The sequence below is a fragment of the Stenotrophomonas sp. 22692 genome (genome assembly GCF_052045015.1).
In the GTDB taxonomy this organism is placed as follows: Bacteria; Pseudomonadota; Gammaproteobacteria; order Xanthomonadales; family Xanthomonadaceae; genus Stenotrophomonas; species Stenotrophomonas geniculata.
This window is the reverse complement of sequence record NZ_JBQEMR010000019.1, coordinates 43,820-59,360: the sequence shown is the minus strand read 5'-3', so window position 1 is coordinate 59,360 and position 15,541 is coordinate 43,820. Positions and strand designations below refer to the sequence as shown.

Annotated in this window: 12 protein-coding genes and 1 pseudogene; 6 read left to right on the top strand and 7 right to left on the bottom strand. The window is 67.4% G+C overall.

Annotation, left to right across the window (positions count from 1 at the left end; all coding sequences use genetic code 11):
• Window positions 1–419: 419 nt before the first annotated feature.
• From ACTJJM_RS14125 to ACTJJM_RS14115, 3 genes are all read right to left on the bottom strand, one after another.
• Complete coding sequence (locus tag ACTJJM_RS14125; RefSeq protein ID WP_010481554.1) at window positions 420–2,138, bottom strand: thiamine pyrophosphate-dependent enzyme; 1,719 nt, start codon at window positions 2,136–2,138, stop codon at window positions 420–422.
• 109 nt (window positions 2,139–2,247) lie between these two features.
• On the bottom strand, window positions 2,248–3,105 hold the full coding sequence (locus tag ACTJJM_RS14120) for an SH3 domain-containing protein (protein ID WP_440865774.1): 858 nt from the start codon (window positions 3,103–3,105) through the stop codon (window positions 2,248–2,250).
• Window positions 3,106–3,141: 36 nt separating this feature from the next.
• Window positions 3,142–3,624 (bottom strand): DUF3574 domain-containing protein, encoded by a 483-nt coding sequence (locus ACTJJM_RS14115; protein ID WP_010481551.1) that lies wholly within the window; start codon window positions 3,622–3,624, stop codon window positions 3,142–3,144.
• Between the two features lie 214 nt (window positions 3,625–3,838).
• Here ACTJJM_RS14115 and ACTJJM_RS14110 point away from each other — a divergent pair, with 214 nt between their 5' ends.
• The 4 genes from ACTJJM_RS14110 to otsA all read left to right on the top strand — a co-directional run bounded on the left by ACTJJM_RS14110 (window position 3,839) and on the right by otsA (window position 10,381).
• Entirely contained in the window at window positions 3,839–6,274 is a 2,436-nt protein-coding gene (locus tag ACTJJM_RS14110; protein WP_440865773.1) for a TonB-dependent receptor plug domain-containing protein, read from the top strand.
• Between the two features lie 166 nt (window positions 6,275–6,440).
• Window positions 6,441–7,199, top strand: a complete 759-nt coding sequence (otsB, locus tag ACTJJM_RS14105) for a trehalose-phosphatase (RefSeq protein WP_010481547.1) — start codon at window positions 6,441–6,443, stop codon at window positions 7,197–7,199.
• Between the two features lie 39 nt (window positions 7,200–7,238).
• The gene (locus tag ACTJJM_RS14100; protein WP_029550881.1) at window positions 7,239–9,020 is read left to right on the top strand and encodes a glycoside hydrolase family 15 protein; all 1,782 of its coding nucleotides are present in this window, start codon (window positions 7,239–7,241) and stop codon (window positions 9,018–9,020) included.
• A complete protein-coding gene (gene otsA / locus ACTJJM_RS14095; RefSeq protein WP_049413347.1) occupies window positions 9,017–10,381 on the top strand; it encodes an alpha,alpha-trehalose-phosphate synthase (UDP-forming) in 1,365 nt (454 codons plus the stop codon). The genes ACTJJM_RS14100 and otsA overlap by 4 nt, the downstream gene beginning before the upstream one ends.
• Before the next feature lie 72 nt (window positions 10,382–10,453).
• Here the strand turns inward: otsA and ACTJJM_RS14090 are convergent, their stop codons facing one another.
• The 4 genes and pseudogenes from ACTJJM_RS14090 to rluD all read right to left on the bottom strand — a co-directional run bounded on the left by ACTJJM_RS14090 (window position 10,454) and on the right by rluD (window position 13,144).
• Entirely contained in the window at window positions 10,454–10,891 is a 438-nt protein-coding gene (locus tag ACTJJM_RS14090) for a thiol-disulfide oxidoreductase DCC family protein (protein ID WP_010481531.1), read from the bottom strand.
• A pseudogene (locus ACTJJM_RS14085) lies at window positions 10,866–11,364 on the bottom strand (DUF4166 domain-containing protein). Before ACTJJM_RS14085 ends, ACTJJM_RS14090 begins: the two are co-directional and overlap by 26 nt.
• Window positions 11,365–11,384: 20 nt before the next feature.
• Entirely contained in the window at window positions 11,385–12,155 is a 771-nt protein-coding gene (pgeF, locus tag ACTJJM_RS14080; RefSeq protein WP_440865772.1) for a peptidoglycan editing factor PgeF, read from the bottom strand.
• Window positions 12,155–13,144, bottom strand: coding sequence for a 23S rRNA pseudouridine(1911/1915/1917) synthase RluD (rluD, locus tag ACTJJM_RS14075; protein WP_440865771.1), 990 nt, complete (start codon window positions 13,142–13,144; stop codon window positions 12,155–12,157). The genes pgeF and rluD overlap by 1 nt, the downstream gene beginning before the upstream one ends.
• Before the next feature lie 114 nt (window positions 13,145–13,258).
• Between rluD and ACTJJM_RS14070 the strand changes: the two genes are divergently transcribed.
• Window positions 13,259–14,146 carry an outer membrane protein assembly factor BamD gene (locus tag ACTJJM_RS14070; protein ID WP_029379759.1) on the top strand — a complete coding sequence of 296 codons (888 nt, stop codon included), beginning with the start codon at window positions 13,259–13,261 and terminating at the stop codon, window positions 14,144–14,146.
• 190 nt (window positions 14,147–14,336) lie between these two features.
• Window positions 14,337–15,539, top strand: a complete 1,203-nt coding sequence (locus ACTJJM_RS14065; protein ID WP_019660165.1) for a lipase family protein — start codon at window positions 14,337–14,339, stop codon at window positions 15,537–15,539.
• Window positions 15,540–15,541 lie beyond the last annotated feature (2 nt).

The following is a 15,541-nucleotide window of genomic DNA, read 5'->3' as shown; positions in this document are numbered from 1 at the left end:
CCGTCCCTGGGGGCTCGATGGCGCCATCCATGGCGCCAACGGTCCTGCGCAGCCCATCCCGACCGGCCCCTGACAACTCCCTGCGCGTGCCAGCCACGGAAAGGAATCAAAAGATCAAAAGCAAAAGCGGGTCGCTTCGCTCTGAGCCGAGCATGGCTCGGCTCTACACGAACAATTCGATCATTTCCAGGTTATCCACGCATGGCGTGGATCTACCGACAGATCGCAGGAAACTGTCGAAGGCGGGGTAGGTCCGGTTGCGGGGGCGTGAGCGCCATGGATGGCGCGATCGAGCTTACATGGACGTACTTGCAGCGTCCCCCGCAACCGGACCCACCCCGCCATCCCTCAGGAAACCCGCTTCTGCTCTGGCTCTGGCTCGTAGCGGGTGCAGGGCGCAGCCCTGCATCGACCACCCCCTACTTCTTCAGGAAGTTGTCCACCAGCAGATGCTTCACGTCGTCGAAGCGGCCGTTCAACACCGCCTTGGCCGCATACAGCGCGGTACCGGCCACCTGCTTGGCTTCGATCTGTGGCGGCATCACCAGCTCGGCGCGGCTGGTGTGTACGTCCAGCAATGCCGGGCCACGCTGCGACAGGAAGTCCTGCACCGCTTCCTCCAGATCCTCGCTGCGGGTCACGGTGCGGCCGTGGAAGCCGATCACCTCGGCCAGGCGACCGAAGTCCGGGTTCTTCAGGTCGGTGTAGTTGTCCAGCAGGCCTTCCACCTTCTGTTCCAGCTCGACGAAGTTCAGCGAGCCATTGTTGAACACCACCACTTTGATCGGCAGGTTTTCCTGCACTGCCGTCAGCAGGTCGCCCAGCAGCATTGCCAGGCCTCCGTCGCCGGACAGCGATATCACCTGGCGGCCCGGGAACGCCTTCTGCAGGCCCAGCGCCTGCGGCATCGCGTTGGCCATCGTGCCGTGCAGCAGGCTGGTCAGCGTGCGGCGGCGGCCATTCACCCGGATATGCCGCAGCACCCAGACCATCGGCGAGCCGCCGTCGGCGGTGAACAGCGCATCGTCGGTCGCATACTTCGACAACAACGCGGTCAGGTGCTGCGGGTGGATCAGCTCGCCTTCACCCGGCTGTTCTTCCTGTTCGCGCTTCTTCAGCGCCTTGTCGCGACGCTCGATGCACTCGTCCAGGAAACTGCTGTCCTCGCGCGGCGGCAGCATCGGCAGCAAGGCATCCAGCGTCGGCGCGATATCACCGACCACGCCCAGGTTCACCGGGTGGCGGCGACCCAGATGACTGCCATCGCGGTCGACCTGGATGATCGTGGCCTTGTCCGGGTAGAACTGGCCCCAGGCGAAGTCGGCGCCGAGCAGCAGCAGCGTGTCGCACGCCATCAATGTGTGGAAGCCGGACTCGATGCCGAAGATGCCGGTCATGCCCATGTTGTACGGGTTGTCCGGCTCGACGAAGTCCTTGGCGCGCGAGGTGTGCGCGATCGGCGCCTGCAGGCGTCGGGCCAGTTCCAGCAACTGCGCGTGCGCGCCCTGGCAACCGGCACCCGCGTAGATGCCGATGCGCTTGCCCTGCCCCAGCAGCTCGGCGATACGCTGCAGTTCGGCGTCGGAAGGACGCAATACCGGCTGGGTGTAGTGCACCGAGAACGGCACATCGTGCTTGACCTCGGCCTGGCTGATATCGGCCGGGAGGATCACCACCGCCACGCCGCGGCGGCTGATCGCCGCCTGGCAGGCCAACGTGACCACGCGGCGTGCCTGTTCGGCGCTGTGCACCTGTTCGCAGAACACCGAACAACTGGCGTACACCGCCTTGAAGTCCACTTCCTGCGGGAATTCCATGCCCAGCTCGCTGGTCACCACCTGGCTGGCGATCAGCACCATCGGCGCACGGTTTCGGTTGCTCTCGAACACGCCGTTGATGAAGTGCAGGCTGCCGGGTCCGCAGGAGCCGGCGCAGGCGGTCAGTTCGCCGCTCACCAGCGAATCGGCGCCTGCAGCGAACGCTGCCACTTCTTCATGGCGCACGTGCACCCAGGCGATCTCGCTGCCATGCATCGCATCGGTCACATGATTGAGCGTATCGCCCACGATGCCGTAGCAACGGCGGACACCGGCCTGCTGCAGGGCGTCCACCACGATTTCGGCCACGCGCTTGCTCATCGGATACATCCTCGAACGGGGGAACGCCCGAGGCTAGACCTGATGAAGTGATGCCCCCGTGGGCACGTCGCCCGTCGCCTCGATGTGCAAACTGCGGGCAGAGGTCTCGTCAATCATTGACGTTGATCCAGCCCAGCACCGCGCCCTGCTTCGGGTTGCGGTAGCGCAGCTTCACCCAGCCGTCCTGTTCATCCAGCATTTCCACGCGGTCGCCCTGCACGAGGTAACGCTTGGTGCTGGACGCACCGGGCCGGTCGAACAGGAACAGGCGCGCAGGTACCACGGTGGCCTGCTGACCACGCAACGGCCCATCCGGTGGTGCACCCAGGCCATCGGCAATGGCGCTCTCCAGCACACGGCCGGCGGGGTCATAGGTGCGCCAGACCGCCAACGGGCCCTGCTCGTCGGTCTGTTCCCACTGCAGCGCGGCGTTCAATGTGTCGCCCAGCATCAACACGCGCTCGGCGCGGTACAGGTAGAGCTTCGCACCCGCGAACCGGTACTGGTCGGCGTACCACATCGGCCCGCTGCGGCAACTGCTGGTAAGGGTGCGGGTGGCAACGTCCACGCTCAGCCCCATCAGGTCACCGCAACTGTCCTTGCCGTGGGTGTCGGCCTGCAGCACGCGATACGAAGCACTGGCCGGATCGAAGCGGTACACCGTCACCGCTTCATTGACCATGCCCACCGAGGCGCGTGCGACCAGTTCCGGGTAGCCATCGAAATCGACGTCCTCCAGACTCCAGCGCGAATTGCCGTCGGCATCGGCCGCGCCCGCCAGCGTCTGGCGCTTTCCCGACGGCGACAGCTGCACGGCGATGCTGCCATCCTGCTGGGGATCGGCGTGCGCCTGCACGTGCGCGGCCACCTGGAACCGCAGTGTTTCGACGTCGTCGCCACTGGCCTGCGCCGACGGTGCCAGCAATCCCGCCAGCACCAGGCCCAGCACGCATTCCCTGTGTTTCATCATCGCTCCCTGCGGCACCGCGGTGGTGCCTTCAACTCAGAACGATACCTCGACCGGCTGCCGCGACCACAGCACCGATTGATGCTTGGTCTGCTGCTTCCACGCCAGGCGGATCGCTTCGATATCGGCGCGGCGCTGCGGGGTGTCCTCGTGCAGCACCACCAGCACCTTCGTGCGCAGGCGGTTGGGCGCGGCATCACCGCGGAACAGCCACTGGCCGTAGGCATCGAACACGGTCAGGCCATCCGGGAAGCGCGGGGTCACTTCCTTGTCCAGGAACGTGCGCCACTGCGCCTCGCTGATGGTGTCGGCCTGCGGGCGGTTGCCGGCACCCTGCTCCTCGCCCACGCCGAAGTACAGCTCACTGCGCACCCAGCCATGGCCGGCGGACGGGCGTGCTGCATCGCCCTTCAGTTCGGCGGTGGTGGCCGTGGCATAGGCGCTGGGCGCCTGCGAAGAGAGGCTGGCGCAGCCGCTGGTGGCCAGCAGCACGGCGAAGACGAGGCCAAGGTGTTTCATCGGTACAGCTCCGGGGAAGGGGGACAAGGCGAGCCGGCAGCGTACAGCGCCACCTGCCCGGCGTGCTGATGCCAGCAGGGCATCAGCTCATGCCGGACTGGCAGGGGCTTGCATCGGCACCGGCCATCACGCGAAGATAATATATCGCTTCATCCGGATGGATGTAAGTGAAACTATCTCCCCCTTCCCCGTCGTCGTTGTTGCTGGAGTCCCCATGTCCGTCCGCCTGCCCGCGTCGCCGCTCGGCCTCGCCATCGCCCTCGCGCTTTCCTCCGCCGCCGTCCCGGCCCTGGCCCAGGACGCCACCAACCTGGACACGGTGATCGTCACCGGCACCCGTGCCGCCGACCGCACCGTGCTCGAATCCACCTCGCCGGTGGACGTGCTCACCGCCGAGGACATCCGCAAGGCCGGCGTGGTCAACGGCGAGCTGGGCAGCGCGCTGCAGGCGCTGCTGCCGTCGTTCAACTTCCCGCGCCAGTCCAACTCCGGTGGCGCCGACCACGTGCGCGCGGCACAGCTGCGTGGCCTGTCGCCGGACCAGGTGCTGGTGCTGGTGAACGGCAAGCGCCGCCACCACACCGCGCTGGTCAACACCGACAGCAAGATCGGCAAGGGCACCACCCCGGTCGACTTCAACTCGATTCCGGTCAGTGCGATCAAGCGCATCGAAGTGCTGCGCGACGGCGCCGGCGCGCTGTACGGATCGGACGCTGTGGCCGGCGTGATCAACGTGATCCTCGACAACGGCGGTGACGGCGGGGAGATCGAGGCCAGCTACGGCGCCAACCACACCGACCTCAAGCCGATCGGCCGCACTCTCACCGACGGCCAGACCGGCAACATCAGCGCCAAGGTCGGCACTTCGCTGGGCGAAGACGGCGGCTTCCTGCGCGTCGGCCTGGAATACAAGCACCGCAACGGCACCAACCGCGCTGGCTTCGACCAGATTCCGCCGTGGGACCAGACCCCGGGCAACCTGGCGCTGCAGGGCAAGCGCAACTACGTGCTGGGCGATGGCAAGAGCAAGGACATCAATCTGTGGCTGAACACCGAGATCCCGGTGGGCCAGACCTCGACGTTCTACGCGTTCGGTACCTTCAACCAGCGGGATACCGAAGGCGCGAACTACTTCCGCTACCCCGATGGCGATGCCAACTGGAAGGAGATCTATCCGAACGGTTACCGGCCGATCTCCGAAGGCGAGAACCGCGACGTGCAGACCGTGGCCGGCGTGCGTGGGCAGTGGGGCGAGTGGAGCTACGACGGCAGCCTGGATTATGGCCAGAACGACTTCACCTACCGCCTGCGCGATTCGCTCAACGCCTCGCTGGGCCCGACCAGCCCGACCCGCTTCAAGACCGCCGATTACGAGTACGCACAGACCGTGGGCAACCTCGACCTGAGCCGCGTGTTCCCCCAGAGCGAGAGCATCAGCCACACCCTGGGCCTGGGTGTGGAAGCGCGCCACGAGCGCTACCAGACCCGCCCCGGTGACCCGGCCAGCTACGCGGCCGGCCCGTTCACCGACCGCCCGACCGGTTCGCAGGCCGGTGGCGGCCTGACCCCGCAGGATGCAGCCACCCTGTCGCGTGATGTGGCCAGCGCCTATGCCAGCCTGTCCAGCCAGTTCGGCGAAAAGTTCTCCACCGATCTGGCCGCGCGCTACGAGCACAACGACGATTTCGGCGGTGAACTGACCGGCAAGCTCGGCCTGCGCTACGAATTCACCCCGGCGTTCGCGTTGCGTGGCGCCATCTCCAACAACTTCCGTGCGCCGTCGCTGGCACAGATCGGCTACGAGTCCACCTCCACCGGCTACAACGCTGGCGGCCAGCTGGTGCAGGGCCGTTTGCTGTCGGTCAACAATCCGATCGCGCGTGGCCTGGGTGCGCAGAACCTGAAGCCGGAGAAGTCGATCAACACCTCGCTGGGCTTCACCAGCCGCATCGGCGAGCACTTCGACCTGTCGCTGGACTTCTTCCAGATCGACATCGACGATCGCATCGCGCTGTCGGAGAGCATCACCGGTGATGCGCTGACCGACTATGTGGCGGCCAATTACGGCGTCAGTGGCCTGCAGAGCGCCAGCTTCTTCGTCAACGCCGCCGACACCCGCACCCGTGGCGCCGAGCTGGTGACCAACTGGCGCCAGTCGCTGGGCGATGGCCAGCTGCTGCTGACCGGCACCTATGCGTATACCAAGACCACGCTGAAGAACGTGCTGGCCACGCCGGCACAGCTGCGTGCGCTGAACCCGGACTACGTGCTGTTCGGCATCGAAGAAACCAACACGCTCACCGACGCCACGCCGCACACGCGCGGTAGTTTCTCGGCAGCCTGGAGCAACGACCACTGGTCGCTGAGCAGCCGCGTGAACCGCTACGGCAGCGCCACCCGCGTGTTCAACTTCGGTGACGGCTACATCCCGCGCCAGACCTACCAGGCCGAGTGGCAGCTGGATGCCGAGGTCGAGTACCGCATCACCCCGCAGTGGAGCGTGGCCATCGGCGGGCAGAACCTGACCGACAACTACCCGGATCGATCCAACAGCGATATCCACTACTTCGGCAACCTGCCGTACGACGTGCTGTCGCCGATCGGCAGCAACGGCGCCTACTACTACGGCCGCGTTCGCTATACCTTCTGATTGCTCTGGGTGTAATTGCCTTGGGTCGGTGCGGACCGTTGGTCCGCACTGTCTGGGTTCAATGCAGGCTGACCCTTTGTGCCGACCCACGGTCGGCACCCACCGAAGCAAGGCCGTAGCCTGCCCTCGACCCCACGTACACGCCCACGCTGGCAAGCTGGGCGTCATGGCTGAACCGCTCCCCCTGCGTCCGCCACCGCCATTGCTGGACGACGCCTGCGCGTTGTTCCTCGATGTCGACGGCACCCTGATCGAATTCGCTGCGCGCCCGGATGCCGTGCAGCTGCTGCCGGATGTGCGTGAAGCCATCGGCCGCATCAGCGACCGCCTGGAAGGTGCCGTGGCACTGGTCAGTGGTCGCCCGCTTGAACAGCTGGATCAACTGTTCGCTCCCCTGCAACTGCCTGCCGCTGGCCTGCACGGCCATGAACTGCGTGGCCAGGATGGTCGTGTGCTGCGTGACGAACACGATGACGACACCGCCGAGTGGCTGCACGCACTGCACCAGCAGGCGATGCGCTTCGCCCACGGCCATCCCGGCGTACTGGTGGAAGACAAGGGCGTCGGCCTGGCCCTGCACTGGCGCGGCGCGCCGCATGCCGCCAGCGATGTCCGCGCCTTCGCCGACCGCCACGTGCGCGGCCGTGCCAGCTACCGCCTGCAACCTGGCGACCATGTGGTCGAGTTCGTGCCTGTCGGCACCGACAAGGGCCGTGCCGTGCGCCGGATGATGCAGTACCTGCCCTTCCGCGGCCGCCTGCCGGTGTTCCTCGGTGACGACCTCACCGATGAATTCGGCTTCGACGCCGCCAACGTCCAGCATGGCTGGAGCGTGCTGGTGGGCGAGCGGGAACCGAGCAAGGCGGTGTTCGCGCTGCCCGACATACGCAGCGTGCACGCCTGGCTGCGTGAGAATGCCTATTGACCCGGCCACCCCACGGCCGCAACCGAGATGTACCGCGTGATGACCCAACCCGATCTTGATCTGGGCGTGGTCGGCAACGGCAGCTTCGGCGCCCTGGTCGACAAACGTGCCCGCGTTGTCTGGAGCTGCCTGCCCACCTTCGACGGCGACCCCACCTTCTGTGCCCTGCTCGGTCCCAACCAGCAGACCGGTGGCGACTTCGCCATCGAGCTGGAGGACTTCGCGAGCAGCGAGCAGGAATACCTGACCAACACCGCGATCCTGCGCACCGTCCTGCGCGACGCGCACGGTGGCGAACTGGAAATCCTCGATTTCGCCCCGCGCTGGCGCCAGAACGACCGTTTCTACCGCCCGGTCAGCCTGATCCGCCAGGTGCGTCCGCTGGCCGGCAGTCCGCGCATCACCGTGCGTGCGCGACCACTGGCGGACTGGGGCGCGCGCGTGCCGGAGTCCACCTGGGGCAGCAACCATGTGCGCTGGATCCTGCCCGAGCATGTGCTGCGGCTGACCACCGATGTACCGGTGCGCTTCGTGCGCGACGGTCTGCCGTTCGTACTCAACCATCCCATCCACCTGATCCTGGGCGTGGATGAATCGCTCAACCGCTCGATCAGTGGCTATGTGCAGGAAGCCTTCCAACGCACCCGCGACTACTGGCGCGAATGGGTGCGTTACCTGTCCATTCCGCTGGAATGGCAGGACGCGGTGATCCGCAGTGCGATCACCCTGAAGCTGTGCCAGTACGAGGACAGCGGCGCGATCATCGCGGCGATGACCACCTCCATTCCGGAAGCCCCCGGCAGCGTGCGCAACTGGGACTACCGTTACTGCTGGCTGCGTGATGCCGCGTTCGTGGTGCGCGCACTGAACCGCCTCGGCGCAACACGCACGATGGAGCAGTTCCTCGGCTACATCTTCAACCTGGCCACCACCGACGGCACGCTGCAGCCGCTGTATGGCATCGGCTTCGAAGCCAAGCTGGACGAGGACGAAGTACCCAGCCTGTCCGGCTACCGTGGCATGGGCCCGGTGCGGCGCGGCAACCTGGCCTGGGTGCAGCGCCAGCACGATGTGTACGGCAGCGTGGTGCTGGCGTCCACGCAGCTGTTCTTCGACCGGCGCCTGCAGGACCCGGGTGATGCGCACACCTTCGCCCGCCTGGAGCCCCTGGGCGAACAGGCGTTCGCCCTGCATGACGTACCCGATGCCGGCCTGTGGGAATTCCGCGGCCGCACCGAAGTGCATACCTATACCAGCGCGATGTGCTGGGCCGCGTGCGACCGCCTGTGCAAGATCGCCGTGCGCCTGAAGCGTGATGACCGCGCCCGCTACTGGCGCGAGCGCGCCGACACCATCCACGCGCGCATCATGGCCGAATCCTGGAGCGAGGAGCTGGGCCACTTCACCGATACCTTCGGTGGCCATCGGCTGGATGCCTCGCTGCTGCTGCTGGCCGATATCGGCTTCATCGACGCGCTGGATGCGCGCTTCATTGCCACCGTCGATGCCATCGGCCGAGACCTCAAGCATGGCAATTCGCTGTACCGCTATGTCGCGCCGGATGACTTCGGCGAGCCGGAAACCAGCTTCACCATCTGCACCTTCTGGTACATCGATGCGCTGGCGGCAATCGGGCGCATGGACGAAGCACGCGAGATGTTCGAGCTGCTGCTGAAGCAGCGCAACCACCTGGGCCTGCTGTCGGAGGATCTGGCCTTCGACAGCGGCGAGGCCTGGGGCAATTTCCCGCAGACCTATTCGCACGTCGGCCTGATCACCGCCGCGATGCGCCTGTCGCGGTCCTGGCAGGAGGCATCGTGAGTCGTCTGGTCGTGGTATCAAATCGTGTGGCCGTGCCCGGCGAGAACCGCGCAGGCGGCTTGGCGGTCGGCCTGCTGGCCGCCCTGAAGGAGCGCGGCGGCCTGTGGTTCGGCTGGAGCGGCAAGACCGTAAAGGAAGGCAGCGGCACGCTGCACCGGCAGAAGGACGGTGACATCGACTACGTCACCATGGACCTGAGCAAGCGCGAAGTCGATGGCTACTACAATGGTTTCGCCAACCGCACGCTGTGGCCACTGCTCCACTTCCGGCTGGACCTGGTCGACTACGACCGCGGCACCCGCGAGACCTACCACAAGGTCAATGCGCTGTTCGCCGACAAGCTCGCGCCATTGCTGCGAGAGGATGACATCGTCTGGATCCACGACTACCACCTGATCCCGCTCGGCGCACTGCTGCGCGAGCGCGGCATCGGCTGCCGCATCGGCTTTTTCCTGCACATCCCGATGCCGTCGGCCGACCTGCTGCAGGCGATGCCCGACCACCTGCGACTGTTCTCCGCGCTGTACGCCTACGATCTGGTCGGCTTCCAGACCCAGCGCGACGCCGATCGTTTCCAGACCTACCTGCGCCTGTTCGGTGGTGGCCGCGTACTCGACAACGGCGAGCTGGAAGCACCGGGCGGGCGCCGCTTCCGTGCGGCGGCTTTCCCGATCGGCATCGACACCGAGCTGATCGCACGCCAGGCCGGCACCGCCGCCACCAAGGCCGCGGTGAAGAACCTGCGCAACAGCCTGCGTGACCGCCAGCTGGCGATCGGCGTAGATCGCCTGGACTACTCCAAGGGCCTGCCCGAGCGCTTCCTCGGCTTCGAGCGCTATCTTGAGCGCCACCCCGACCAGCGCGGCTCGCTGACCTACCTGCAGATCGCGCCGGTCTCGCGCGGCGACGTCACCGAGTACCGGCAGCTGCGCAGCCAGCTGGAACAGATCGCCGGCCACATCAACGGTGGCCACGCCGAACCGGACTGGACGCCGCTGCGCTACGTCAACCAGAACTTCACCCATGCCACGCTCACCGGCTTCTACCGGGCGGCGGCGGTCGGCCTGGTCACGCCGCTGCGCGATGGCATGAACCTGGTGGCCAAGGAGTACGTGGCCTCGCAGGACCCGGAGGATCCCGGCGTGCTGGTGCTGTCTCTGCTGGCCGGCGCTGCCGACGAACTGAAGCAGGCACTGCTGGTGAACCCACATGATCTGGACGGCGTGGCCGACGCCATCGCCACGGCAGCGACGATGTCGCTGAGCAGGCGCAAGGAGCGCTGGCACGCGATGATGGAACATCTGCGCACCTACGACATCAACCACTGGCGCCGCAGCTACCTCGACGCGCTGGAAGGCTGAGGGAAAAAGGGGACGGAGGGGATTAAGTCGTTTGTGCACAAACGACTTAATCCCCTCCGTCCCCTTTTTTCTTCAATCCAGGAACCGCGCGGCCTGCTCCGGTGCGGGCAGGTAACAGGCGTCATGCCGCCCGAACCAGCGGTAACGGTTGCGTGCCAGCGCGCGATACGCGGCATCACGCCAGCCGCGCGGCACTGCCCGCAGCACGCCGCTCAAACGCCAGGCGCCGCCCAGCCCCGCCAGCACGCGCAGGATCGCATCGGTATCGGTCCAGGCGCCCTGCGCGTCCAGCAGCAGGAACGACATCGGGTCCTGCGGGTCCAGCCCGTGCGCGCGCAGCATCGCGCTGCCCTGTGCGCCCTGCATCGCCGCAAAGCGATAGCGCCCCCTGCGGTCGAAGCGCAGCAGGAAGCGCACCCAGCGGTTGCACAGCGCGCATACGCCATCGAATACGATCACCGCGCTGCCAGCCTCGGCGGCGGCCTCACTGCGGTTCGAGCCAGCCTTCATAGCGGATCAGGGCTCCCACCCAGGGCAGCGTCACATCGACCAGGAAAGTGTAACGCTCACCCTGCCAGGCTTCGCGGCAACGCACGCCACCAAACCAGCGCCTCGGCAGCGGCAGCAGCCCGAAGGCCCAGACCCGCCGCACAGACCAGTCGATGCCACCTTCGCGGGCCTGCTTCGAAGCGCACCGCGCCCAACTGCTCGCGCAGGTATCCCTCATGCGCCCACAGCCGCGACACCATCGGCCAGCGCCCAAAACGCCGCGCCCACTGCTCGCCCTGCCCGTGTGCCCTGAACGCCACTTCGGTCGGCAGCGCGTCTCCGTCCTTTGGCAACCGTGCCAACGCAGCCAGCAGCGGCACCAGCCAGTGCCACCCCCTCACGATGCGCGCCTGCCCCACGTAGCGGCAGGGCAACGGCGCGGCATGCAGCGCCTGCACCGGCGCGGCCAGGGTGGCGAAGGCCGGCCCCAGCACACGCGCGAACAGCGGAGTGGTCAGGGCGCGATCCAGGCCAGGGTTGCCATGCGCCCGGTGCGATGATCGCGCCGGTGCGAATACAGGTCCGGATCGGCCATGGTCGACACCGTGCCGCCATGCACCTGCGCCGGGTCCATGCCCGCCGTCTGCAGGCGCTGGCGGGCCAGCGCGAACAGATCGACCTTCCAGTGACCCGGACGCGTCGCCACGAACGCCGCTTCGGCCGCCGGATCATGGCCGACGAAGGCGTGGTAGACCTCCTCGCCGATCTCGTAGTCGGCCGGTCCTGCGGCCGGGCCCAGCCAGGCCCGCAGCTGCGCCGGCGGCGTCTGCATGGCGGCCACCGTGGCCTCCAGCATGCCGTCGGCCAGGCCACGCCAGCCTGCGTGGGCCGCGCCCACCTCACTGCCATCGGCGGCGGCGAACACCACCGGCAGGCAGTCGGCGGTCAGGATCGCCAGCACCACGCCCGGCACCGAGGTCACCGCGGCATCGGCCACCGGTTCGCTGGCGCCGGGCACCGGCGGCGCGCTGAAGCGCAGCACAGTGCTGCTGTGCACCTGGCGCAGCCAGTGCGGGGCCGACGGCAGCGCCAACCCCTGCTGCAGCAGCTGGCGGTTGTGCTCGACGTTGGCGGGGGTATCACCATCGGCCGCGTGCCGGTTGCCCAGGTTGAACTGCGCGAACGGCGCCGGCGAGATGCCCGCACCGTGCCGGCGCGTGGTCAGCGCATGGACGCCCGGAGGCGCCGGCCAGTCCGCCTGCAGCAAGGGCAGCGCGGCGTCCATCACCAGCGGTCCCGCTCGCGCGCGGCGAAGGCTTCGCTGTCTTCGCGCAGCACCTTCATCAGGTGCAGCATGTCGTCCGGCACCGGCGCGGTGTTGCGCACCGGCTCACCGGTGATCGGGTGCGTGAACTCCAGCGTCTCGGCGTGCAGGGCCTGGCGCTTGAAGCCGCGCAGCGCGGCCACCAGCTCGTCGCTGGCGCCCTTGGGCAGCTTCAATGCACCGCCGTACAGCGGGTCGCCGATGATCGGATGGCGCACGTGCGCCATATGCACGCGGATCTGATGGGTACGGCCGGTTTCCAGGCGGCACTCCAGTGCGGTGTGCGCACGGAAGCGCTCGCGCAGGCGGTAATGGGTGATCGCTTCCTTGCCGTCCTCGCGCACGGCCATCTTCAGGCGGTCGCGCGGGTGGCGGTCGATCGGGGCATCAGCGGTACCGCCGGCCACCAGCGCGCCCATCACGATGGCCAGGTACTGGCGGTGCACGTCGCGTGCGGTCAACTGCTCGACCAGCGCGGTCTGCGCTTCCAGAGTCTTGGCCACCACCATCACGCCGCTGGTGTCCTTGTCCAGGCGGTGCACGATGCCCGCGCGCGGCAGTACCGCCACCGACGGGTCGCGGAACAGCAGGGCATTGACCAGGGTGCCGCTGTGGTTGCCGGCGCCCGGGTGAACCACCAGGCCCACCGGCTTGTTGATCACCAGCAGGTGCTCGTCCTCGAACAGCACGTCCAGCGGGATGTCCTCCGGCTGGGCGTCGGTCTGCGTTTCCAGCACCACGTTGAGGGTCACCACCTCGCCGCCGCGCAGCGGATCGCGCGGACGCACCTGGGCGCCGTCCAGCAGGACCTCACCGGCTTTGATCCACTCGGTCAGGCGCGACCGCGAGTATTCGGGGAACAGTTCGGCCACGACGGCGTCGAAACGGCGGCCGGCAGCGGTGTCGGGGACGATGGCCTGGCGGGCCGATTCAGAGGGTTGTTCAGACATGGCAGGGGGGCATTCTTTGAAATTTTGGGGTCCCGGCGGCCGGTTTCAGTCGCTGGACAGGACACTAGGCTATCATCGACCCTTCGTATTCCAGCCGCGTCCCGCCTCGACCCCATGATCCGACGCTCCGCCATGCTCTCCGCGCCCGTCCGCCTCACCGCCCTGCTGCTGGTGCTGGTCATCGCCGCCACCGGCTGCCACCGTGGTGCCAAGAAGGGCGATCGCCCCGATGAAGGGACGCCGGTCGAACAGTTGTACGAGAAGAGCCACAAGCTGATGCAGGGTGGCAACTGGAGCGGCGCCGAAGCCAGCTTCCGCCGCCTGGTGGCCCAGTATCCGTACGGCCCGTACACCGAGCAGGCGATGATCGAGACCGCCTACGCCCAGTACAAGGCCGGCAAGCACGATGACGCGGTGTCCAGCATCGACCGCTTCATCCGTACCTACCCGACCCATCGCAACATCGCGTACCTGTACTACCTGCGCGGCCTGGCCAACTCCAATCGCAGTACGGTTTTCCTTCGTCGCGTATGGTCGCTGGATGCCAGCCGGCGCGATCTGTCCACGCCGCACCAGGCGTATTCGGACTTCAACATCGTGGTGGACCGCTACCCGAACAGCCGGTACGCCGCCGATGCGCGCCAGCGCATGCTGGAGCTGCGTGACGTGTTCGCCCAGCACGAGCTCGACAACGCCCTGTACTACATGCGCCGCGGCGCCTGGGTCTCGGCCGCCGGCCGCGCCAACTACCTGCTGGAAACCTACCCGCAGAGCGCGTTCCAGTACGACGCCGTCGCCGTCCTGGCCGATTCCTACACCCACCTGGGCAACAAGACCCTGGCCGACGACGCCCGCCGCGTCCTGCAGCTGAACCAGCCGGACCACCCGTGGCTGGAAGGCAAGTGGCCGAAGTACCCGTGGATGATCCGCAAGCTGAACCCGTTCGCTGGCGAGAAGTCCGCCAGCACCGGCCAGCGCAACGCGCGACTGGAAAAGAAATAAGAAAAAGGCCCCGCAAGGGGCCTTTTCTTTGTCGGTTATCCACGCCATGCGTGGAGGGTTCGTGCGCCCATGGACCACGACACTAGGAATTCTACGAATCCCCGGCGGATGCGACGCCGGTCCCAATCGGCGCGGGCGAGCTCCTCCACACTGCGGCGCAACGGCCATCCCGGCCGTGAAGGAGCGCCTCATGACCCCACCGCCACGCCATTTCCGTCCCCGCGCCTGCCTCCTCGCCACTGCCCTGCTGGCGCTGTCCCCGGGCCCCCTGGCCGCCGCACCGGTTGCACCGGGCGACCTGCTGTCTGCTGCCCCCTATCGCGCGTCATGGGTGCCGTCCAAGGCCGCGCAGGCCTACAAGCTGCACTACCGCACCCCGGATCATCGCGGCCAGCTGGCCGAAGGCACCGGCCTGCTGTATCTGCCCGCCGGCGCGGCGCCTGCAGGCGGTTGGCCGGTGGTGTCCTGGGCACATGGCACCCAGGGCATCGCAGATCGCTGTGCGCCCTCGGTGTCCGGCCCCTACCAACCCCAACGCGACGGGCGCTTCCTCGATCAGTTCCTGGCACAGGGCTATGCGGTGGTCGCCGCGGACTACCAAGGCCTCGGCAGTCCAGGTGACCATGCCTATCTGCATGTGCGCACTGCCGCGCGCAACGCCATCGACCTCGTCAAAGCCAGCCGCCAGTACCTGGGCAACGCAGCGCTGTCGCCGCGCTGGGTCTCGGTCGGCCATTCGCAGGGTGGCGCCGCCGCGCTCACCGCAGGCCACATCGCCCCCACCTATGGAGGGCCGGCGTTGCACTACCGCGGCAGCTTCACCACCGGTACGCCCACGGCAGTGGAGTTGACCGCGCTGGTGATGAAACCGGACAACCGCACCGCCAATCCAGGTGCAGTCAACGCGTATCACGCGTATCTGCTCGATGGCCTGCTGCAGGTCGCGCCGCAGATCGACCGCGTCCTCAGCGACACCGGCCGCGCCCGCGTGGCAGTGGCACGTGAGCAGTGCCTGGGCGAACTGGCCGCCACCCTGGACGGTGCGGATACCGGCAGCATGTTCACTGCACCGCTGACCAGCGTGCCGGGCATCTGGGCGGTGCTGTACGACTATCTCGGCGTACCGCGCCGCGGCTTCAGCCAACCACTGATGCTGGGCCATGGCAGCGCGGACCGCGATGTGCCCTATCTGACCACGCTGCTGTACGCCGCAGGACTGGCCCTGCGAGGCGAGCCGGTCGCGTTTCGACGCTACCCGGTCGACCACCGCGGCACGCTGGATGCGGCGGCGGCGGATGGCCTGGCATTTGTGCGTGCACGGCTTGAGGGCGGCCACTTCAGCGACGCTGCGGAAACCGCCGGCCTCGAACAGCTGCTCGGCGAAGCCCGGTAGAT